Below are 22,884 nucleotides of genomic sequence, written 5' to 3'. Positions count from 1 at the left end.
TTTGAAAGCCGGGGCAGTTCTGCTCCGGCTTTGCTTTGGTTTATGGCTTGCCCAACTTGTCGGCTTCCTCCTTTAGCTGTTCGGCTTGCTCGTTTAACAGCCTTGCCCGTTCCAACGCTTCCGCCTGTTTCCTGCTACGGTATTCAAAGCCTTTCACCGAATCGGTCAGGCTTCGGATGAAAGCGTTATCCCGTTCCCGGCTGAATTTCGTTTCCAGCAAATCAAGGCTGCTGCCGTCTGCCTTTCCTTTCATCAGGATATAGCGGTATTTTATATCATTGTCCTGTAACCGCTGCATCCGTTCTGTGAAACGAACATTCAGGATTAGCGAAGTGATACAGATAATAAACCCTGCTGAAAGAAGAAAAAACTTAGGTTTCAGATAGGGAGTTACCCGGTATGTCAGTTTGCCGTACCATGAAACGGGCGTTATTTCTCCGGCTGGTCTATCATCAGCCGGGAACAACACTTTTAACCGCTCCTTGAAATATCGGTGCGAGGTCACGATAAGCCCCTTTATATCTTCAAGGTCTTGTTTTTGGTTCTCGGACTGCCCTTTTCTGATATTGCCGATTTGGTTCAGAATCTCCCGCATCGTGTTTTCAGGAATGCCGGATTTGCCCTGCATATCCAAAATGCGCTGTTCGATAACGTCCAGTCGGTTAATCGTTTCATCCCGGCTGGCTGGTGCTACCTGCTTCTCCTGCCGTTCTTTCAGTTCTGTAACCATAGAGAGAAGCCCCTCCAAAATTAAGTTATCTTCCATGTTCCTATAATTTTAAGTGTCGTTTCTTTTTCTTCTTTTTTCTTTCACCGGGATTGTCGGGCGTTTCATCAGCCGGAGAGGACGAAACGGAGAACAGACCGCCCCAGCCTGCCAGTAACGGACTATCAGTTTTGCCCGGTGTCTGCGCTGGTTCCTGAACAGGTGTGGAAATCGTCTGTCGGTTGTTTCCGGTAGTGTTCAGTTCTGCATCCCCGAAACACTTATCCAGTTTGGAAAAACTGAAACTGCGGTCTATCTCCGAGCCCTTGAACGTGTATTCGCCTTTGGAAAAGGATATGCCCTGCACTTTGCCAGTCTGTCCCCTGTACTTGAAATGAATCCCGATACCCTTTTCTGCCAGCCGGGTTTGTAACTGCTGCCAGTTCTTGGACTTCCCGATTTCATCCTTTACGGCATTGTAAATCTCGTATTTGGATTTGTCCGGTTCTCTCAAACGGTGTTGCTTTACATGCTCCTTGCCTTTAGCGAAATAAAGCCCGTGTTTGGCTTTCAGCTTCTTGCATACCTGCTCGTTGCGGTACATGTCGTTCCTGTCCGAAATGGTCTTGCCGTTGTTGTCTATACGGTTGAACACGATATGCACGTGCGGATGTTCCCGGTCTTGGTGGCGCACGATGATGTACTGCGTATCGGTGATTTTCATTTCACGCATGTACTCCTGCGCAAGCTGTATCATTTTCCCGTCTGTCAGCTTGAGTGCGTCCACCGGGGAATAGCTTAGCGCAATATGTCCGACAGGCTTTTTCAGGTCGGGGTTCATTCCGGCTTGCAGGATGAAACTGCGTATGATGTCCCGGTTGCTTTCCGCTAACACTCCCTCCGCATGAAGCAAAGCCGCCTGTTCCTTGCCGAGTACATAGTTCACGCAGCCTTTAAATCCGCTTCCCTTTTTTATTTTTCCAATCATCCGACAACTGGTTTATGATTTCGACAATCCTGTTTTTGAGTTTCACTAGTTCCACCGCCACCAGTGCGAACCCTCCGGCATTTGCCCGGTGCGCCAGTTGGTTGATGTTGTTGGCTTCGCCCGCCAGCTTGCGGATAGTGTCCGCATCCTGCCTGTTCAGCCGGGGCGTTACCTCTGCCGAAACGACAGCCTGCCGGACGTACTCGCTGACACGCAGCCCGGCTTCCCCGGCTCGCTTCCTGATTGCGTAGAACTGTAACTCGGTCAGCTTCGTGCTGACTACCCGGTTCTGCTTGTCTATCCGGCTTTTTGCCGGGCGACCTCCCGGTTTGTTCCCTATTTCTGTCATACGTTTTTGCTTTTAGGTGGTATCTTAAAAATTGCGACCAACGGGAGAAATTTTCTTTGCTGTCAGGCAAAGCAAGGTGTTTCGGTTTACCGAAACATAACCTTGCTCTCCCTAATCACACAGCCTGCCGTCTGTTCATGCCGCCAGCCTTGCAGGTCACATCCTTAGCCCTCTCTTTCTTTTTTTCACCCGGATTTTGTCTGTTATCCTGCTCCGGCTTGGGCTTGTCGGTAACTGTCAAGTCTTGGGATTGTTTCACTTTAAGGCTACGCAAATAGTCGTTCAGGTCATTGTGACCGCTGTACAGGTGTGATGCGTCACGGACACGCCATTTGTATTCCTGCCTTATGGCTTCAACCGCTTTCCTCCCGGCTTCGTCATTGTCAAGCATACAATGTATATGCCCGTAATCAGCCAACGGATATAAGGCTTTATCCGTGTTGGCGGTGGAGTTCAGAATAACGTAGTCCTGCCAGTCGGTGCAGGGCATATCCGGGCTTTTCTGTTGCCGGATAGTGAGGAATGAGAGGAAATCCAAAAAGCCCTCGAACACGAAACAGGTATCTCTCGGTTCTCCCTGCTGCCGTATATGGGTAATGTCTTTCGATGTGCTGCCCTTGAAACGGGGATTGCGGAGTTCGTAACCTCCTGAATCATTTCTGAACGCCAGCGCAAAAAAAGGCTTTCCACCGATACGGTAATACATTTCCTGCACGTATGGGGCTGCAGTTCCGGGAGAAATCCCCCTTTCCTGCAAATAGCGCATGAGTGCCGGATTCTGCAACGGCTGTATTCTGTGTATCTCTATCGGGCTGGCTGCCTGCCTTTTCATGTCCCTTTCGGGCAGGTCTTTCCCATGAAAGGAAAAAGAGGCGGTGTTACCCTGTTCCAATCGGCAGATAGCACCGTAGGCGTTGCATCCGTGCTGCTTCATCACAAAGTCGATGAGCGTCCCGCCCTCGCCAGTTCCGTAGTCACACCATAGATTGGCGTTATAATCCACCTTGAAACTTGGCGTGTTGTCCTCCCGTAAGGGGCTGCGGTACATCCCGTAACTTCCTTTTTCCGTGACGGGCTGGATTCCAAAAGAGTTCAGGTAATCCTTGATACTGATATTGTTGGCTTCCTTATAGGTCATAATTTTTATTTTTAAATTCAACGATAGCAATAATGGAAGCAAGAAGCGAGTAAGAAGAAGCACGGGACACTACTACATCTATCTATTTCTTTTTCAACGGATTGTAGTACATGTAGTAACATAGTAATTATTTATCCTTTAAAAAAGGAATAAATATATCCTATATATTATATTGCCGTTTTTTCTTTTTCCCGGATTTTCCGAAAGTTTGGGATTCTATCTTACTTCATGCTACATAATTGTTAAACTGTTGTTTATTAAATTGTTATCTATATCTCAAACAGTATGTAGAAGCTACTACATCCCGGTTCTACCCGTAATCATCCCCTGTACGGGAAGCCGGAACAGGCTTTATCCTGTACCCATATACCGGATAATAGTTGTTGTTTATTCGCTTTTGCACCCGTTTGAAACCGATTTTCCGCAATGATTCACCCAATCTTTTTTCGGATAACTGGACGGGGGATATATTGCGCAGGTGTGCGAGTATCTGTGCGGTAGTCATGAAACAGTGCCTTTCCTCCTCTGCTGTCGGTTGTTCAAAGTATTGCATCAGCATTTCAAACTCGATTGTCTGCACCTCAAATTCCGCATTTGTCAGGTGCAGTTCTTCAATCTCCGCATCATTGAACCAGTAGCGCATGCCCTGACGGTACAGGTACATGATTTCGGAATAGACGTTATCCATGTGAATACTTTCTGCCGTGGGCTTGTCTATGTGCAGTACCTCGAACGGCAAAAAACGCCTGCTACCTGTCGGGTCGGTCAGGAACTCGTTGCCGTTCACCGAAGCCATGAAGCTGGCGAGGTGGGGGTATTCCTCTATGTAAATATCATACGGTCTGCGGTATTTCACTGCCGGGGTGGTGATAAGGTTCTTCAAGGCGTTCTCGTTCTGCTTGTTGAGTTCCTTTAGCTGGTCGTCAATGTTGATGAATAGGCATTCAGCTATCAGTGTCAGGATGTCTTTGCCCTGCGGGTCTATCTTTCCGGTAAACAGGTAGTTCTTAAGCGGTGTCGGGCAAAGGTTGTCCAGCCACCATGATTTGAACTGCCCCTGCTTGTCCCCGGTCAATACCAGACAGGTATGGTTCTGACATCCCGTGTCGTTCATGGCGTTGGCTACCACACCGATAAGCCATTTCGTGAAATATTCCTCCCATTTGCCGGGGTTGGCTACCTGTACCGTGTTTAGGAGTTTGCCGATATATCCGTGTTCGGCAGGATTCAGCAAGGGCAGGGCGTTGAAATACTCCTGTATGGGGTGAGCCTTTCTTGCGAAATCGCTTTCCAGTATCATGCGGATGTTGTCGGTAGAGGTGGAAATGTCAGCTGTTGCGTCCAGTCTGCGCCTGAAAGTGTTCAGGGCAAATTTTGTAACGGGCTGGTACAAGCCCGAAGAACTTGCAGCCCGGTATTCCGTCCGGCTCTTTACGGTATTGAACCGGAAATCGTACAGGACGTTCAACAGGCTTTCGATGCGCTCGTTCTTTGACTGCCAGCCCTCAATGTGCCGTGTATCATCACTTCTTTTCTTTTTCATCGGGAAGTCTGTTAGAAGCCGGGACATACTGCTGCTGCATCCACTTTTTGAGTTCCTCCATGTCGAAACGAAGGGTACGCCCACGCTTGACACACGGTATCAGTCCCTTGCTGGCTAAGTGGTACAGGTAATTGACCGAATACCCGGTTATGCTGCTGGCAACGGATATTTTGATTAACACAGGCTCTTTTCCGTCCTGCCGTTCTTCGGGCTGTGCGCCCATGACCGGGGCAATCATCTTTTCGATGTTCTCCAGCCGCTTGAAAATTTCTTCGAAAGGATTATTCATAGGTGCTTGTTTTTTGAATTAGCACCACAAATAAAATAAGAAAAATCGGTAAAAAAACAAAGCGCCAGCCGTTTGGAATCGCTTTGCTTCGCTCTGCGCCAAATTAATGTCGGTAAATAGAAAACGGCTTTGTGTTCATTACCTTATTTATTTAGGGAGTGGAGAAAAAACAAGTTTTTTGTTATCGGTTCGTTTCTTTCATGTTGTTTTGGGGTTGGCGGTGGACATTTTCGGACACGCAAGGTCATTTTCGGACAGGAAGAAACAACCTGTCATTCAGCCTTATATATTTGCACCAGTGAAGAAAAACGGAGTATTGACAATAATAAATATATCGGTTATGGAAATAGTGACGATTGAAAAGAGAACCTTTGAACTTTGGAAACAGAGGTTTGAAAACTTTGTGGGGCGTGTGGATGCGCTCTGCGTGCTTTTACGCAGGAAGCGTGACAAGTGGCTGGATAACTGCGAGACCTGCCGCCTGCTGAATGTTTCAGCCCGGACGATGCAGACCTACCGTGACACGGAGAAACTGCCTTATTCGCAGATTAACAATAAGATTTATTACAAGGCTTCGGACGTGGAAACATTCCTGCTCGACCAAGTAAGGGACAATTCTAAAAAGTAGGTGTATGGATTTGATAACGAAAGATTCCGATACTACGCTGGTACTGTTTTCCTCCCTCGACAGGGTGCTGGAAAACGTGGAGTACGTGGTAATGAACTATCGCCCGGTATTGAACGGTGAACACTACCTGACGGGCGAGGAAGTGTGCAAGCGGCTTTGCATCAGCAAACGGACGTTGCAGGATTACAGGGACACGGGGTTGCTGGGGTACGTGCAGCTTCCGGGAAAAATCATCTACCGGGAAAGTGACATCATGGATTTGTTGGAAAGGTTCTATCAGAAATGAAATCTTGAAAACATGGAATCTTGTTTTCTTGCTGTCTTGCTTTCTTGAAATATTGAAGTATTGAAATATAGCTGTCTTGTTTTCTATATTGTTTGGTTGAAAGCCAGCAATCACGGTTTCTTGAAAACTATGTTGCTGGCTTTTTGTTGTATAAAATTTAAAAAGGCAAGTCATCCTCCTTAGATGATGGTATATTTAAAAAAAGACTGATTAATATAATTATCATCCCAATTGGATTTGTTTACATATTTGAGTCTGTTTTCTTCATCAAATATTTTCTTTGATATAGTTAGGGTTTCTTTTAATGTCCCATTCTTTGAAAATTTAATCCAAGTATAATCATCATCCCAAGGTGCTTCGTCTGGAGAATTAGAATATCCTCTTGCTTCCTATTAATTTCATTAAATCATTTACTCCTTCGATATAGAAATTATATGGAATGTTCAATTTTTCTCGTAATGCTCCAATTAAAGGATGGTTAATCATTAATATTCGATTAATATCTTCTGTTTGTCCCTTATTTTGTTCACTAAGGAAAGTGACTAATTTGTTTAAATTTTGTGATGTCCTTTCCAAATTCATTATAAGACTAACCTCTTTAATTTTGGTTTGTTCTTCTAAAAATCGTTGAAATAATCCAGCAAATTGCTCTTTTAGGTATCTTGTTATATCTGAAGCTGTTTCAAATCCTTTTATATTATTATTGACCTTTAGATTTTTAATTTCTTCAATAAATTGATAGATTTTAACATTGTCAACAAATTTATAGTTGATAGAATTTTCCTTATTCAACAAGTATGTTTCGTATTCAGAAAGTACATTCTTTTCCACAAAAACATAAATCTGCTTATTTTCTTTAATTGCAGTTTTTAGCTCTGTTTGAGAAATAGAAGAATTTTCTCTTTTTGATTCAGAGCCAAAACGTCCACCAATGATAGAAATAAGGATGTCTACAGATTTTATTTCTTTATAACAATATTCTTCTAAAGCATCTTCTTTTCCATATGGAATGTCGCCTTCTTCATTTCGTATAGGTTCATATCCCAGTCCTTCTATGAATAAATCTATATCAGAACGGATTTGTCGTAAATCATAAAAAGTTGAACTTATGAATATTCTTGGTTTTGCCATATAATTATTTTTTTTGCAAAAATACGGAATTTACTAAATAACTGGCATTTACTTCGAAAGTATAATTTCAACTTTTTGCATATCCTTTAATATCGTTTGGTCTAATACCTTTGCGTAGTGCTGTGTCATTCGGGTGGATGAATGCCCCAGCATTTTAGCCACGTTCGGCAGCGACACATTATTAGCCAGTGCGATAACCGATGCGAAACTGTGGCGGGCTGTGTGCGTGGTCAGGTTCTTTTTGATACTACACAGGTCGGCAATCTCTTTCAGGTAGCTGTTCATCTTCTGATTGCAGGGAACGGGTAATAAAGTTCCTTTATCCATGCAGTAGGGGTTATCCTTATATTTATCAAGTATCTGTTTGGGAATACTCAAAAGCGGGATGTTACAGAGGTTGTTTGTCTTTTCACGGGGTTTCACTATCCACAGGTTGCCGTTGCTGTCCTCTGAAATGTGTTCGGGGCGCAAGTTATACACGTCTATGAATGCCAGCCCGGTATATACGCAAAAGATAAAAACATCCCGTACCAGTTCCAGCCGTTCAATCCTGAACTCTTTCTGCCATATCTGGTTTATCTCGGCTTGGCTTAGGAACTGTTTGTTTACCTCCACCTCGTGAAACTTGATTCCGGCAAACGGGTTCTTTGTCAGCCACTCGTTGGCAATGGCAAGGTTTATCACTTTCTTGAAGCATTTCATGTACCGGATAACGGTGTTCTGTGCGCAATGCTTCTCCGTCTTTAGGTATAAATCGAATTTACGCACCAGTTCCCCGTTTATCTCACGCAACAGTATATCATCTACCTTGTAGTCACGTCTAACCAGTTCCATGAGATATTTAAGGCAGTTATCGTAACGTCTTACGGTAATATCGGCATAGTCCGTCCCGATTAGCTTCCGGCAATTGTCGTTATGCTCCTTGAACACATTGTATAATGTCTTGAAAGTCTCGTCCTTTCCCTGATAGCGGTTCACTATGGCACGTGCGGAGATAATCTTTCCCTCCAGTTCCAAGTCTTGGTAAATCTGATAGAATTTCACACGCAGGGCGTCAATGTAATGGTTAAGTTCTACGGAGTTTCGGTCTTTGCCTGTCGATTTCTCTTTTTTCCTGCGACCAGAGTGGGACTTTTACGCTCCGCTTTAGTTGAAGTTCCACGTATAGGCGGTCATAAGTGACACGTACACGCACGGGTGCTTCCCCGTTTTTTAACAGTTTGCTACGTTTGATAAAGAACAACACGCTGAATCTTTTTCTTTCCATACGGCTCAATTTTTAATGATACAAAGTTAGGAAATCGAACCGAGAACCCTGTTATGTAAAATAGCGCAACAAGCTGTAAAAGAATGAAGTAAATACTTCACAGTGGAACATTTCGGGTTTTTAAAACCAGTCCCTTGAATAAGGACGTATAGTTTGCTCTAATCCCACTGATTTTGCCTATTCTTGGAAATGAAAAATCCCTGAACTTCTTTGAAATTCAGGGATTTACATCGTTTTGCCTTCTTAAAAAGTGGTGCCACCAGGAATCGAACCGGGGACACAAGGATTTTCAGTCCTTTGCTCTACCAACTGAGCTATGGCACCATAATATTAACTTGATTCAGTTAAATCTCTTTTGCGGTTGCAAAGGTAGTGAAACTTTTGGATTCTGCAAGTCTTCTGGAAATAAAAAACACTGATAAAAAGTTAGTCAGCTAATTATCAGTGTTGTATAAGATGAAAATATTTCAAGTATGTGATGAAATCTATTGCTTATTCTCCTTTAATGGATTCCATCCCTGCGCTTTTAATTCGAATTCTTGTCCATCACGAGTAATCAATGCACAGCCAAGTTCGGGCTTGGTAATATGTCCAATGAGACGGACTCCTTCCATTTGTGAAATTTTCTCATGATCGGCGATGGAAACAGTAAAGAGTAGTTCATAATCTTCTCCGCCGTTTAAGGCACAGGTTGTAAGATTCATATTAAACTCTTCAGCCATAACAGCCGTCTGATAATCGATTGGAATATGCTCCTCGTAAACGCGGCAACCAGCATTGCTTTGTTTGCAGATATGCATTAGTTCTGATGATAGGCCGTCAGAAATGTCCATCATAGAAGTTGGGACAATATTGGCGGTTGCCAATTTCTCGATGATATCTTTGCGGGCTTCCGGTTTTAACTGGCGTTCCAATAGATATTCTTTGCCGGTGAAATCCGGTTGAATGTCTTTATCGCCTTTTAATACCACTTTTTCACGTTCCAAGAGTTGTAACCCCATATAGGCTGCTCCCAAGTCGCCGCTGACACAGATCAGGTCAGTGTCTTTAGCTCCATTACGGTAAACTACTTTATCCTTGTCGGTATCGCCGATACAGGTGATGCTGATAGCAAGACCTGTCAGGGAAGAAGTTGTATCACCTCCCACAATGTCGACATTGTATTGCTGGCAAGCCAGACGGATACCGGAATAAAGTTCATCCATATCTTCCACGCTGAAACGCTTGGAAAGACCAAGAGATACCGTAATCTGCCGGGGAGTACCGTTCATGGCATAAATATCGGAGAAATTAACTACTGCTGATTTATATCCCAAATGTTTCAAGGGAACATAAGTCAGGTCAAAATGCACACCTTCCATAAGCAGGTCGGTTGTTACCAATACTTGCTTTTCTGAAGGGTAGGAGAGAACGGCGGCATCGTCGCCCACTCCATATTTGCTGGATTCGTTTTCCAGTTTGATTCCCTCGGTGAGGCGGTCAATCAGACCAAACTCACCGAGAGATGCTATTTCAGTTCTCATAAATCGGGATGGTTGTTTAGGCACGGTTGATAAGTTCGCGCATGATCGTGGTCATTTTCGGTTGAGCAGCGTCAGCGGCTTTCTGAACTTCTTCGTGTGTTACTTCTACGATCTTTCCTTCTACTCCCAAGTCGGTGATGACGGAAATACCAAATACTTTGATACCACAATGGTTGGCTACGATAACTTCCGGAACGGTAGACATACCAACCGCATCAGCACCAAGGATATGGAATAGCTTATATTCAGCAGGAGTTTCGAAAGTAGGACCTTGCGTACCAATATACACTCCGTGTTGTACTTTAATTCCTTTTTCTTTGGCAATCTCGTCAGCCTTACTAATCAATTCCTTGCTGTATGCTTCGCTCATGTCCGGGAAGCGAGGTCCGTAAGGGATATTTTTTCCGCGAAGCGGGTGTTCGGGGAAATAGTTGATATGGTCAGTGATAATCATAAGGTCACCGATTTCGAAATCAGCATTTGTACCGCCACTGGCATTGGATACAAACAAGGTTTTGATACCTAACTCTCGCATGACACGTACAGGGAAAGTTACTTCTTTCATGGAATAACCTTCGTAATAGTGGAAGCGTCCCTGCATAGCCATGATATCCTTATTGCCTAGTTTGCCGAAAATCAGCTTACCGCTATGACCTTCGACGGTAGATACCGGGAAGTTGGGGATATCCGAATACTTTATTTCATACTTCTCGGTGATTTCGTTTGCCAAACTGCCAAGCCCGGTGCCTAATATAATGGCAGTTTCCGGACTGGTATGCATCTTACCTTTCAGATAAGCTGCGGTTTCTTGTATTTTCTCTAACATAGTCAATAATATGTTGGTTAAATTTATCTTGTTGATTTTGTAATATTTCAATTTCAATAGGCAAGGCGTAGATAAATGGTTTCAACTCCTTGTCCAAAGCCGGATGGTTAATCAGGCGTGTTGCATCTTTCTCGGTGGTAATAATCAACCGGTGTTCTCCTTTCAGTTTATGAAACCGTTCTTTGATAAGCTGTATATCCCGATGAGTGAAATTGTGGTGATCGTCAAACGATAGTAAATCTATCTGTTTGCTACAACCTTCCAGTCTTTCGAGAATGGGAGCAGGTGAGGCAATTCCCGTCATCAATAATATATCAGTGTTTGCCAGTGAGGACAAAGTAATCTCATGGTTTGCCGGAATGGCATTTGTGTCCGGAGACATGGTAGGGAACACAGGTTGCAGGTTACCATACCGGAACGATGAGAAGAATAACTGTTGATATGGATAAAGATTCAGTCGTTTCGTGATAATGTTGTAATCAATAGGCTTGATGTCTTGCGGGCATTTGGTGACAATAACGATTTGCGCCCGGTTCTTGCCGCTAATTGGTTCACGAAGCCGTCCTGCGGGGAGCAAAGTGTCATCACAGAATAACCGGTGATAATCCGTTAACAGAATACTCAATCCCGGTTTGACGTATCGGTGCTGGAAAGCATCGTCCAATAGGATAACATCTACTGAAGGCTTTTGCAGTGCAAGCAACTTTTCTATGCCATGACAACGCTTTTCGTCGACAGCTACTGTGACAGACGGGAATTTTGATGCATCTGGTAAGGTTCGTCGCCAATGCTTCTTGCCGTACTTTCCGGAGTTGCCAGTACATAGCCTTTCGTGTGCCGTTTGTATCCCCGGCTTAATACAGCTACCTTATATTGGTTACAAAGAAACTTTATCAGATATTCAGTGTGCGGAGTTTTTCCTGTCCCTCCTACAGCGAGATTACCTACGCTGATGATAGGTATATCAAAGCTCTTTGATTGGAGAACTTCCCAGTCAAAGAGTTTATTTCTCATCATTACCACTGCTCCGTAGAGCCAGGAGGCAGGGTAGAGCCACTTATGTATCTTGATAAAGTGTTCGTCCATGTATTACGGTTTATTTAATATTCAGTTCGAACGGAATACGTGCCTGAATCATGGATTGTTCTTGCAGATTTTTCAGTAAACCGAATTGCTGATAGTACTCTCCTAATTTACTTTTCAGTAATTGTGATTCTACATAATTCGTCGGTTTCGTATCAAGCAGGGAAGACAGGAAATCTTGTTTCTCCGGATAAGACACAACGGTATAACCTTCGATACCGGCTTTTGCAACAGCAATATCCAGTGCCTTGTCAATACCACCTAATTCGTCTACTAATCCCAGTTCTTTAGCAGTTTCTCCAGTCCATACGCGACCTTCAGCAATCTTCTCGATAGCTTCCTTCGTCATGTGACGTCCTTCGGCACAACGAGTTACAAAGGTATCATATCCTTCAGTTATCATCATTTGAAGCAATGATTTCTCATCCTCGTTAAACGGACGCATGATATTTCCGAAATCAGCGTATTTATTCGTTTTTACGACATCATAACTTAAACCGATTTTATCAGTCAATCCTTTCACATTAGGAATCATACCGAAGATTCCGATAGAACCGGTCAGGGTAGTAGGCTCTGCAACAATCGTATCGGCAACGCAAGAGATATAGTAACCGCCTGACGCAGCATAATCACCCATAGAGACAATGACCGGTTTCTTTGTTTTCAGCTCTTTCACAGCATGCCAGATTTGTTCCGAGGCGAAAGCGCTTCCACCTGGAGAATTGACACGGAGTACAATAGCTTTCACATCATCATTATCCTTCAATTTGCGCAAGTCACGAATGACTTTCGAACCGACAATCCCATTTTCGGAAGTTGCAGAGCTCGGATAGTCTGTAATCTCACCGGATGCATAATAAACAGCTACGATATTACCGCTTTTATCTTTCGGCACATTTTTCCTTACGTTCATCATGTCGCCCAATCCTAATATAGGAAGATTATCATCTTCATTGATCTCTACCAATTTCTTAAGATAATTGCGCACATCATTGCGATAAATCAGAGTATCAGCCAATCCGCATTTTACACTCTCTTCTGCCGGATAGAACATGAGCATGCGATTTGCATAAACATTCAGTGAGTCTACAGAAATATTACGTGAAGTAGATACCCCTTCCGTAACCTGTCCCCAGATAGAAGTGATAAATGTGGTAACCTGTTCGCGGTTGGCAGGACTCATTTCCGTAGCAATAAACGGCTCTACGGCAGATTTGTAAGTTCCCACCTTGAACACCTGCATCTCAACTCCTATTTTTTGTAGCAGATCCTTGTAGAACAGGGGAGCAGAGGCGATACCCCGCCATTCAATCATTCCCTTGGGATTGAGCAACACCTTATCGGCTGCGCTGGAAAGATAATAAAGTCCCTGCGTGTAGGAGTCGGCATAAGCAATAACGAATTTTCCACTTTCTTTGAAGTCGAGCAGTGCGTTACGGATTTCCTGTAAAGAAGCATAGGAGGTGCCTAATGAATTTGCCTGCAGATAAATCCCTTTAATATTTTCGTTTTCTTTAGCCTTCTGGATGGAAGAAAGAATATCGTCCAGTCCGTATGTGTTAGATCCGTCACCCAACAACTGTGATAAAATACCCAGCGGATCTTCTTGCGTACGTTCAACCAACGTTCCGTTTAAGTCGAGCATCATTACAGAATTCTTTTTTACGATTGTTTCTGTGTCCGAAGCAGACATGATGCCAAACAACGTTACCATGCTGATTATAAATAATACAATACTTGACAAAATGATACCTGTCACCGTGGCAAGTGTAAATTTCAAGAAATCTTTCATTATACTTATTGTTTTTTGCGCCAGCTTGTTATTAAGCTAACAAAGATAAATAATTGAGTTGATATTTATTCAATAAGTCGTACGAATTTTTGTTTTATCACAGCGAATCCACATAAAAAGGAACTTCCTCCATTTAAGATTTAAGTATATTTGTCTGTATCAAATCCTTTTAAATGAGAAGAAATCTCTAATTTTGTGGCACAACTATTAATACATTGAATAATACTATCATGAAAAAACTCACGTCTATTCTTTTATTGCTCTTGTTTGTATGGACGGTACAAGCGCAAACTGCTCGTGAAGAGATCCGTGCAAACCGGTATTTATCCGCTAATAATTATTATGCATATCCTACGCCTACTGCTAAGCAGACAGCTGCTCCTAAGGGGTACGAACCTTTTTATATCAGCACATATATGCGTCATGGCTCACGGTATCTGATTGATCCGAATGATTATCGTTTCCCCAAGCAAACTTTATTAAAAGCCGACTCTTTAAACAAACTTACTGCAACAGGTAAAAACACACTGGATATTGTTTTGCGCATGGCTGATATGGCGGAAGGTCGTCTTGGTGAACTGACTTCGGTGGGAGCACGCCAACACAGAGGAATTGCAAAGCGTATGTATACTAATTTCCCACAGATATTTGCTGATGGAACAGAAGTGGATGCCCGTTCCACAGTTGTCATCCGGTGTATTTTATCCATGACATCCGAATGCCTCCAATTGCAGGCGATGAATCCTAATCTATGTATCAAGAATGATGCAAGTTACCATGATATGTATTACATGAATCCTCCTGCCAAGGATTTGAGTAAAATAGCTGGTTCCGATAAAGTGAAAAAGGTTCAGAAAGATTTTGAAGCTACCCATGTACGTCCGCAACGCTTGATGAAAACATTGTTTACAGACGAAGCGTATGTAAAAGCAAATGTTGATGAAGCGCGCCTGATGAGACGTCTTTTTGATTTGGCTTGTAATATGCAGAGTCATGATACAGATATGCAGCTATATTCTCTTTTCACAGATGAAGAGTGTTATGATCTATGGAGTTGTAACAACTTATATTGGTATCTGACACACGCTTGTTCTCCTGTAACGGATGGTTTGATGCCCTATCGGGAAGCCGACTTGTTGCGTAATATTTTAGATAGGGCAGATGCTGCTTTGAAAGAAGGTAAGAACCAGGCCACTTTGAGATTTGGTCATGAGTCTTGTCTGTTACCGTTAGTCGCTTTATTGGAACTGAATCATTATGGAGAATCTTACCCTGACGTAGAAAAGTTATCCGAACAATGGAGAGCGTATGATATTTTCCCGATGGCTAGTAACGTGCAATTCGTCTTTTTCCATAAAAAAGGAAGTAACGATGTATTGGTAAAAGTATTACTTAATGAAAAGGAAACTAAACTACCGGTGAAAACAGACGTAGCTCCTTATTACCACTGGAAAGATGTGAAAGCTACTATCGTGAAAAATTAGATAAATATCAGCATATATAATGCGACATTAACTTAACATTATTATATTTACCATGAGAAGAAAAACCCCTTTTATGGCTGCAACTCTGGCAGCAGGCTTGTTCTTTTATTCTTCTTGTACTCCGGCTGAAAAGACGGATACAAAAGATTATACTCAATACGTTAATACCTTTATTGGTGGCGCGGACAACGGGCATACATTTCCCGGCGCATGTTATCCTTTCGGTATGATACAAACCAGCCCTGTGACTGGTGCAGTCGGTTGGCGTTACTGTTCTGAATATGTTTATGAGGATTCTCTGGTTTGGGGATTTACACAGACACATCTGAATGGAACAGGCTGTATGGATTTAGGCGATATTCTAGTGATGCCGGTCACGGGTACACGTGTCCGTGCGTGGGATGCTTATCGTAGTCATTTCCCTAAAGACAAAGAAGCGGCTACTCCGGGATATTACACTGCGGAACTTTCCGATCCACAGGTGAAAGCGGAACTGACAGCATCTATCCATGCTGCCCTCCACCGCTATACTTATCATAAAGCGGATTCTGCCTCTATATTGATCGACCTGCAGCATGGTCCTGCATGGAGAGAAGAGCAATATCATTCACAGGTCAACAGTTGCGAAGTAAATTGGGAAGATGCGCAGACACTGACAGGACATGTCAATAATACGGTATGGGTGAATCAGGATTATTTCTTTGTGATGAAATTCAACCGTCCGGTAGTCGATTCGATTTATCTTCCGATGGGAGAAACAGAAAAAGGCAAACGTATTATTGCCTCTTTCGATATGCAACCGGGAGACGAGCTGATGATGAAAGTGGCTCTTTCTACCACCAGTGTAGATGGGGCTAAAAAGAATCTGGAAGCAGAAATTCCTGCCTGGGATTTTGAAGGAGTGAAGACTGCTGCCCATAATGAATGGAATAACTATTTGAGTCGTATTGAAATAGACGGTACGGATGATGAAAAAACTAATTTCTACACTTGTTTCTATCATGCATTGATTCAACCCAATCAGATTTCAGATGTTGACGGTATGTATCGCAATGCCGCCGATTCTATAGTAAAAGCCGGAACGGGTACTTTCTATTCCACGTTCTCTTTGTGGGATACTTATCGTGCCGCTCATCCATTTTATACATTGATGATTCCCGAACGTGTGGATGGCTTTGTTAATTCTCTCATTGAACAAGGTGAAGTGCAAGGCTTCTTACCCATTTGGGGATTGTGGGGCAAAGAGAATTTCTGTATGATTGGTAATCACGGTGTATCAGTTATTGCCGAAGCCTATCGTAAAGGATTCCGTGGTTTTGATGCTGAACGTGCTTTCAATATAATAAAGAAGACGCAGACGGTGTCTCATCCGTTGAAGTCCGATTGGGAAGTTTATACAAAATATGGTTATTTCCCGACAGACCTGATAAAAGCTGAATCTGTATCTTCTACTTTAGAATCGGTATATGATGATTATGCTGCTGCCGATATGGCACATCGTATGGGTAAAGAGGAAGATGCGGCATATTTTGCAAAACGTGCTGATTATTATAAGAATATGTTCGATCCGCAAACGAAGTTCATGCGTCCGCGCAAGGCTGACGGAACTTGGAAAGCTCCATTTAATCCAAGTGCACTAGGACATTCTGAAAGTATCGGTGGAGATTATACAGAAGGAAATGCATGGCAATATACCTGGCATGTACAACATGACGTACCGGGATTGATCCAGTTGTTTGGCGGTGAAGAGCCTTTCTTGAATAAACTGGATTCTTTGTTTACAGTTCAACTGGAAGGAGAGAGTTTGGCAGATGTTACCGGATTGATTGGACAGTATGCTCATGGCAATGAGCCAAGTCATCATGTTACTTATTTATATGCACTGGCAGGTCGTCCGGAACGTACACAAGAACTGGTTCGTGAAATATTTGATACTCAATACAAGAACAAACCTGACGGACTTTGTGGGAACGATGATTGCGGACAGATGTCTGCCTGGTATATGCTTAGTGCGATGGGATTCTATCCGGTAGATCCGGTGAGTGCGGAATATGTATTCGGTGCTCCGCAATTACCGAAGATGACTTTGCATTTGGCTGATGGCAAGACTTTCACTATTATTGCAGAGAATCTATCGAAAGAACATAAATATGTAGATAGTATTACATTGAATGGTGAACCATATACGAAGAAAACAATCTCACACGAAGAGATTGTAAAAGGTGGTACACTGGTGTATAAGATGAAGTAAATTCTCAAGTATTCTCACTGTGATGAGAATTTTTTCTCATCACAGTGAGAAACTTTTCTCATTACTATGAGAATTTATTCTCAATATGGTGAGAATAATATCCTTTTTAAAGCATACGGAAACGCCTTTTTGAATCAGTCGGAACCCTCTTTGCTTATTATTGCACAGTCTTGCTCACCTCTATACGTTGCTTTTCAAACTTCTCGCTATTGTTACTACGGTTACTGACTTCTTTGCACTGGATGGGTGCACTCATTTCGAGCAAGCGTAAGATCTCATTCAAAGATTCACCCTCAAAAGTCGCCTTGTAGGAATATTTTCCTAATTCGGCATCTTTCAAAATAAACTCCACATTATAAGTTTGCCCCAAACGCTTGAATACATATTCCAGTGGATCGTCTCTAAAAATGAGTACTCCATCTTTCCATGAGCACCATTTGTAAGTATTGGTTTTGTTGACGTTATACAAAGAAGTTACCAGATTATAGTCAATCTTTTCTCCCGGTGAAAGGGAAATTGTTTTTTTCTTGTCAAGAGTTACTGCTACCTTTCCTTTTACTAATGTCACAGCTGTTACATTGTCCGAAGTATATGCGTTCACATTGAATGCTGTGCCGGTAGCTTCTACAGTCAGTTCTTTCGTTTGTACGATGAAAGGATGTTCCTTATCGGATTCTACTTCAAAATAGGCTTCACCTTGCATTGAAACCACTCTTTGCTTATCATTGAATTGAGTCGGATATTTTAGAGAACTTCCGGCATTTAACCAAACCTTAGAGCCGTCGGGCAGATTCACTACCGACCAAGTGCCGTAAGGAGTGAATAACTCCTGATAAGTTTCCGCAATTTGTTGAGCTGGCCTAAAATAAAGATAAGCGGATAATATCAGTAGAGGAAGAAGTAAGATAGCTGCAATTTGCTGCCAGTAGTGCAGAAAGGACAACTTTGGACGAACCGATGTCGGCTGATTTTGATGAAGAATCTGCTCCATAACTTTTCTGTGCGCGCTATCCACATCTATCTCTTCCGGATTAAAAGCCGGGTGACTGACTTCCCACACATTCTTTTGTGACAGAAAGCTCCTGTAGTTTTCGGGAGTAGCCGATATCCAATCTTCCAGTACCTTTATTTCTTCTGGTGTAGCCTCTTTCGAGAGATATTTGGAAATTATAATTTCTATGTCTGAATCTTTATTTATCATATGCATTTTACCTTATATATAATAGACGTTTCAGAAAGAAAATCCCACATCCATTAGTGGAAAAGAAAGAAGAGAAGTAGCAAATAAAAATCTTTTAATAAAAAGCGAAGCTGCTTCAAAGCCTTGCTGATGCGTACTTCCACTGTTCTGACAGAGATATTGAGGCGATTGGCTATTTCCTGATATTTAATATTTTCTAACCGGCTCATTTCAAATACTTCTCTTTCTTGGGGAGGTAATTGCTCCAATGCATTTTTGAGTTGCCGGCATAAATCGGAGTACAGTATGTAGTTTTCCGTTGTATCTATATCTATAGAGCCCGATTTAAGTTCATAAGCAACGTGTTCATCTATAATCCTGCGATGGCGCAATTCATCCAGACAGTAGTTCCGGACTGCTTTCAGTAAATATGATTTTAGTGAATTCTCAATTTCCAGTGTTTTCCGGTCATTCCATAATTTGAGAAAGATATTCTGTACAATATCCTCGCAGGTAGATTTCTCTGGAATGTAAGTACCGCCAAACAACACCAGATCTTTATAATAGGCATGGAATAATCGGGTAAAAGCCTGTTTATCATCCTTTTTCAGTGCTATTACCAGAAAACGGTCGTCGGAAGTCTGTTGTTGGATATTTGACATAGTATTGTAGTAGAGATTCTATTGTTGGGGGTAAAAATAGAAAGATTATTTGGGATAAACGATAGTTTGATGAAAAAAATAGTCAGGATGAAAAAATAATGTGATATGGAATGTGGCTTTTATTTTTAGAAACGTCTTATTGATAGCTACGAGAGAAAAACACATTTATTAACCTTTAAATAATACAAGCCATGGGAAAGACATAATCAGTGAATCTTACTTCCGAAAAAACTGATAAAAAAGGAAGGTCTGACTCACCTTCCTTTCCAAAGATTCAGTTATTCGTTAATCAACTTATTTGTAGAACCAATAACCAAACATGTAAAGGTATGAAACTTATTTCAATTAGAAAAATGAAAAAGAGAATTAATGTACCTGCGAATGTAAAAATGGGGAGAATTTGTGCTATATGGTTGTTTTGTATAGCTCTGCAAGCCGTCAGTATACCTATCCTTGCACAATCCGCCAAAATTACATTACGACTGAAGAACGTGACTGTAGAGGAGGTCTTGACTAGTATCGAAAATCAGACAGAATATCGCTTCCTGTATAACAAAGATATTGTTGATGTTAGCCGTATAGTAAGCATTTCTGTGAAGAATGAACTGATGACTCTGGTACTGGATAAACTTTTTAAAGGCGAAGGAGTATCTTATACGATTGAAAAACGCCAGATTGTATTAAACAAGGTTTCATCTCAACAGCAGGATAACAAGCCGACAGTCAAGGTGACAGGAAAGGTCGTGGACGAATCTGGAGAGACTCTTCCGGGAGTGACTGTGATGATAGAGGGGGTGACTCAAGGAACCATCACCGGTATAGACGGCAATTATCAGTTGCAGGTTCCGGAAGGTTCGACACTGAAATTTACTTCAATAGGTTACACTACATATACGCAGAAAATAACCAGGCCGATGACGTTGAACGTGACGATGAAAGAGGATTCAAAACAATTGGATGAGGTTGTTGTGGTAGGTTATGGAACGACCACCCGTAAGAATCTGACCACTTCTATTGCAACGGTCAAAACAGAAAAAATATCAAGAGCCGCAACAAGCAATATGTCACAGATGCTGCTTGGGCGGGCCGCCGGACTGGAGGCTACATTAACAAGTCCACAACCGGGTGGAGCAGTTGATCTTTCAATTCGTGGTGCAGGAACTCCTATATTTATTGTGGATGGAGTGATGATGCCTTCCACCTCTTTAGAGGTTGGAAACGGAAATCAGGTCATGCCTAATTCGATCAGTCGTTCGGGGTTGGCCGGACTTAATCCTGCTGATATTGAATCTATTGAAGTATTAAAGGATGCCTCTGCCTCCATTTATGGAATTGGCGCGGCCAATGGAGTCGTATTAATCACCACGAAGAAAGGTACTGAAACCCGTCCACAAATCACTTATGAAGGAAATTATTCTATTGTGAAAAACTATCCGTATCTGGAGCCTTTGAGCGGAGAGGAATATATGAATGTTGCTAACATTTTCAATAAAGAAAACTATTTATTTACGAACGGCATGTATCCCTATGGCGATAAACCTTTTGATAATAAATGGGTGCCTCAATTCTCACCTCAACAGATAGCTGCCGCTCAAACAACAGACTGGCTGGATTGTGTGTTGAAAGATGGTAGTATCAATAACCATAACATCACAATTACAGGAGGATCTAAACTTCTGAAATATTACTTGTCCGGAAACTATTATAAACAGGAAGGTACGGTAGAAAACTCTGCAATGGAGCGTTATGCTCTTCGGACGAACATATCTTCACAATTGCTTCCATTTCTTAAGTTGACTGCAATTGTCAATGTAAATGAGAATGAATATACAAACTCAACTTCCGGTGGTGGAGGTGGTGGTAATGGTTATGATGCTATCCAATCGGCATTGACTTATCCTTCTTATTTGCCGATCAGGGATGCGGCAGGAAATCCTACTTTATATTCGAACTATCCCAATCCTGCAGAAATGGTAAAAGTGAGCGACCGCACCAAAACGAGCGGTTATTATCTAAACTTTGCTGCCGATGTGGATATAATCAAGGATATGCTGTCGTTCCGTTTGATGTATGGTATCAATAAGGAGAATGCTAATCGTAACCTTTATATTCCTTCTGATATTTATTTTATGGATATGTATAAATCGAGAGGACATCTGGGATATGTTGAGCGTAGAAACCAAACCATGGAAGGTACGCTGACTTTCAAAAAGCAGTTTGGAGATTTGTTGCGTGTTGATGCCGTAGTGGGTATGGGAAGATATACAAACGATTCAAATGGACTTGAACTTGACTACGAGCAGATTAACGATCACATTGCGGCTGATAAAGTGGAAGCTGCGGAAGGTGCTTTCTATCCGACTTCTTTCAGGGCAGCCGACGAACGTCGTTCTCAATTTGCCAGGGCAAGTGTGGATTTGCTTGACAGGTATGTGGTTGCGGCTACTATCCGCCGGGATGGAACGGACAAATTTTTTCCGGGAAAGAAATATGCCTATTTCCCTTCAGTGTCATTAGCCTGGAAATTATCTAACGAACCGTTTATGAAGCATATATCATGGATTGACCAGTTGAAGATTCGTGGCAGTTATGGACAGACAGGTAATGACAACTTGGGCAGTTCACTTTATGGAACTTTCAGTCTGGCAGCCCAATACATCAAGTTCTCTAACAATTCAGTGACTTATGTACCCTATCTGCTTAGCGGTCCTGATTACCCGAATGTAACTTGGGAAAAGACTACCATGAAGAATATAGGTGTAGACTTTTCTGTGTTGAAGGATAGAATCTGGGGAAGTTTCGATATGTTTCGTAATGATGTGACCAACTTGCTGGGATATGATTCTTCCTCTCCGCTTAGTATGACATCTTCCGTCCCGATGAATTATGGACATTATGTACGTTATGGATGGGATGCAACTATCAATTCACTAAACTATGAAATCCCCCGTGTGTTTAAGTGGACGTCACAATTGACCTTATCACATCATAATGCCGTTTGGAAAGAACGGATGCCCAATTATTATTATGAAGAATATCGAATCCGTAAAAACGAGCCGGTGAATGCTTATTACTATTATGAAACGGAAGGCATAATCAATATAGATAAAAGCAATATGCCCGAATCGCAGAAATCTTTACCGGCAGATGCGCAACAACCCGGCTATCCGATTATAAAGGACGCGAATGGGGATAATAAAATAACGATTGATGATGTAAAGATGCGGAATACACTTCCGAAAATTCACATCGGATTTGGAAATACGTTCGTATACAAAGATTTCGATCTGGATATATTTATGTATGGACAATTCGGGCGTACACGTTATAATTATGCATATCGTTGGGCGCTTGTCGGAGATGTGTATTACACAAGCCCGAAGAACTCGAACAAATATGTATATACTATCTGGAACTCTCAAACGAACCAGAATGGAAACCGGCGTGGTATTGCTTCGACAAAGGCTGTCGCTTTGCCCGGTAACGTAGGGTTTGAAGAAGATTATCAGAATGCTTCGTTCGTACGTGTCAGGAATATTACTCTAGGATATAATCTCTCGGGGAAGAAGCTGGGAAGAATAGGTGATTATGTAAGTTCTATCCGTGTTTTTATTGATTGTCAGAATCCGTTGACTTTTACCAAGTTTGTTGGGGTCGATCCTGAAATAAAGACGGGTGGCGACGGCTCCAAGGCGGAATATCCGATGACAAGAACATACTCCTTCGGAGCAAAAATATGTTTTTAAGAGAACCTGTAA

15 protein-coding genes, 1 tRNA gene and 4 pseudogenes are annotated in these 22,884 nt (G+C 42.3%); 5 read left to right on the top strand and 15 right to left on the bottom strand.

What is annotated here, in order from left to right:
• Positions 1-40: 40 nt before the first annotated feature.
• From NXX38_RS02460 to NXX38_RS02435, 6 genes and pseudogenes are all read right to left on the bottom strand, one after another.
• On the bottom strand, positions 41-766 hold the full coding sequence (locus tag NXX38_RS02460; protein WP_258978531.1) for a hypothetical protein: 726 nt from the start codon (positions 764-766) through the stop codon (positions 41-43).
• A 4-nt stretch (positions 767-770) separates the two neighbouring features.
• Positions 771-1,694: a relaxase/mobilization nuclease domain-containing protein gene (locus NXX38_RS02455; protein ID WP_258978530.1), complete on the bottom strand. Its 924-nt coding sequence runs from the start codon at positions 1,692-1,694 to the stop codon at positions 771-773.
• A complete protein-coding gene (locus tag NXX38_RS02450) occupies positions 1,660-2,043 on the bottom strand; it encodes a MobC family plasmid mobilization relaxosome protein (protein WP_258978529.1) in 384 nt (127 codons plus the stop codon). Before NXX38_RS02450 ends, NXX38_RS02455 begins: the two co-directional genes overlap by 35 nt.
• Before the next feature lie 156 nt (positions 2,044-2,199).
• Positions 2,200-3,181: pseudogene (locus NXX38_RS02445) on the bottom strand (toprim domain-containing protein).
• Between the two features lie 310 nt (positions 3,182-3,491).
• Entirely contained in the window at positions 3,492-4,724 is a 1,233-nt protein-coding gene (locus tag NXX38_RS02440; protein ID WP_258978527.1) for a VapE domain-containing protein, read from the bottom strand.
• The gene (locus NXX38_RS02435; RefSeq protein WP_258978525.1) at positions 4,705-5,013 is read right to left on the bottom strand and encodes a helix-turn-helix domain-containing protein; all 309 of its coding nucleotides are present in this window, start codon (positions 5,011-5,013) and stop codon (positions 4,705-4,707) included. Before NXX38_RS02435 ends, NXX38_RS02440 begins: the two co-directional genes overlap by 20 nt.
• 340 nt (positions 5,014-5,353) lie before the next feature.
• Between NXX38_RS02435 and NXX38_RS26680 the strand changes: the two genes are divergently transcribed.
• Both NXX38_RS26680 and NXX38_RS02425 read left to right on the top strand, forming a co-directional pair.
• The gene (locus NXX38_RS26680) at positions 5,354-5,641 is read left to right on the top strand and encodes a helix-turn-helix domain-containing protein (protein ID WP_309569429.1); all 288 of its coding nucleotides are present in this window, start codon (positions 5,354-5,356) and stop codon (positions 5,639-5,641) included.
• 4 nt (positions 5,642-5,645) lie between these two features.
• On the top strand, positions 5,646-5,927 hold the full coding sequence (locus NXX38_RS02425; protein ID WP_249390505.1) for a helix-turn-helix domain-containing protein: 282 nt from the start codon (positions 5,646-5,648) through the stop codon (positions 5,925-5,927).
• Between the two features lie 369 nt (positions 5,928-6,296).
• Here NXX38_RS02425 and NXX38_RS02420 read toward each other — a convergent pair whose 3' ends face one another.
• The 7 genes and pseudogenes from NXX38_RS02420 to sppA form a co-directional block, all read right to left on the bottom strand.
• Positions 6,297-7,058, bottom strand: a complete 762-nt coding sequence (locus NXX38_RS02420; RefSeq protein ID WP_258978522.1) for a DUF4062 domain-containing protein — start codon at positions 7,056-7,058, stop codon at positions 6,297-6,299.
• Between the two features lie 48 nt (positions 7,059-7,106).
• Positions 7,107-8,325, bottom strand: a pseudogene (locus NXX38_RS02415) (site-specific integrase).
• Between the two features lie 251 nt (positions 8,326-8,576).
• Positions 8,577-8,649: transfer RNA gene (locus tag NXX38_RS02410), tRNA-Phe, on the bottom strand.
• 161 nt (positions 8,650-8,810) lie between these two features.
• Complete coding sequence (gene thiL, locus NXX38_RS02405) at positions 8,811-9,848, bottom strand: thiamine-phosphate kinase (protein WP_258978521.1); 1,038 nt, start codon at positions 9,846-9,848, stop codon at positions 8,811-8,813.
• Positions 9,849-9,864: 16 nt separating this feature from the next.
• Complete coding sequence (locus NXX38_RS02400; protein WP_004327187.1) at positions 9,865-10,674, bottom strand: purine-nucleoside phosphorylase; 810 nt, start codon at positions 10,672-10,674, stop codon at positions 9,865-9,867.
• Positions 10,631-11,760, bottom strand: a pseudogene (gene lpxK, locus NXX38_RS02395) (tetraacyldisaccharide 4'-kinase). Before lpxK ends, NXX38_RS02400 begins: the two are co-directional and overlap by 44 nt.
• 10 nt (positions 11,761-11,770) lie before the next feature.
• A complete protein-coding gene (gene sppA / locus NXX38_RS02390; protein WP_258978520.1) occupies positions 11,771-13,549 on the bottom strand; it encodes a signal peptide peptidase SppA in 1,779 nt (592 codons plus the stop codon).
• A gap of 230 nt (positions 13,550-13,779) precedes the next feature.
• Between sppA and NXX38_RS02385 the strand changes: the two are divergent.
• Both NXX38_RS02385 and NXX38_RS02380 read left to right on the top strand, forming a co-directional pair.
• Positions 13,780-15,053: pseudogene (locus NXX38_RS02385) on the top strand (histidine-type phosphatase).
• Positions 15,054-15,085: 32 nt separating this feature from the next.
• Entirely contained in the window at positions 15,086-17,284 is a 2,199-nt protein-coding gene (locus NXX38_RS02380; RefSeq protein WP_258978518.1) for a GH92 family glycosyl hydrolase, read from the top strand.
• Positions 17,285-17,441: 157 nt separating this feature from the next.
• On the opposite strand, the gene NXX38_RS02375 is transcribed toward NXX38_RS02380, so the two are convergent.
• Entirely contained in the window at positions 17,442-18,485 is a 1,044-nt protein-coding gene (locus tag NXX38_RS02375) for a FecR family protein (protein WP_258978517.1), read from the bottom strand.
• Positions 18,486-18,538: 53 nt separating this feature from the next.
• Positions 18,539-19,126 (bottom strand): RNA polymerase sigma-70 factor, encoded by a 588-nt coding sequence (locus NXX38_RS02370; RefSeq protein ID WP_148367145.1) that lies wholly within the window; start codon positions 19,124-19,126, stop codon positions 18,539-18,541.
• A 329-nt stretch (positions 19,127-19,455) separates the two neighbouring features.
• Between NXX38_RS02370 and NXX38_RS02365 the strand changes: the two genes are divergently transcribed.
• The gene (locus NXX38_RS02365; RefSeq protein ID WP_148367146.1) at positions 19,456-22,872 is read left to right on the top strand and encodes a SusC/RagA family TonB-linked outer membrane protein; all 3,417 of its coding nucleotides are present in this window, start codon (positions 19,456-19,458) and stop codon (positions 22,870-22,872) included.
• The last annotated feature ends 12 nt before the right edge of the window (positions 22,873-22,884 follow it).

This window comes from Bacteroides sp. BFG-637 (assembly GCF_024793605.1).
GTDB lineage: Bacteria > Bacteroidota > Bacteroidia > Bacteroidales > Bacteroidaceae > Bacteroides > Bacteroides vicugnae.
Note: the sequence above shows the minus strand (reverse complement) of the source record. Positions and strands in the feature narration are given on the sequence as shown.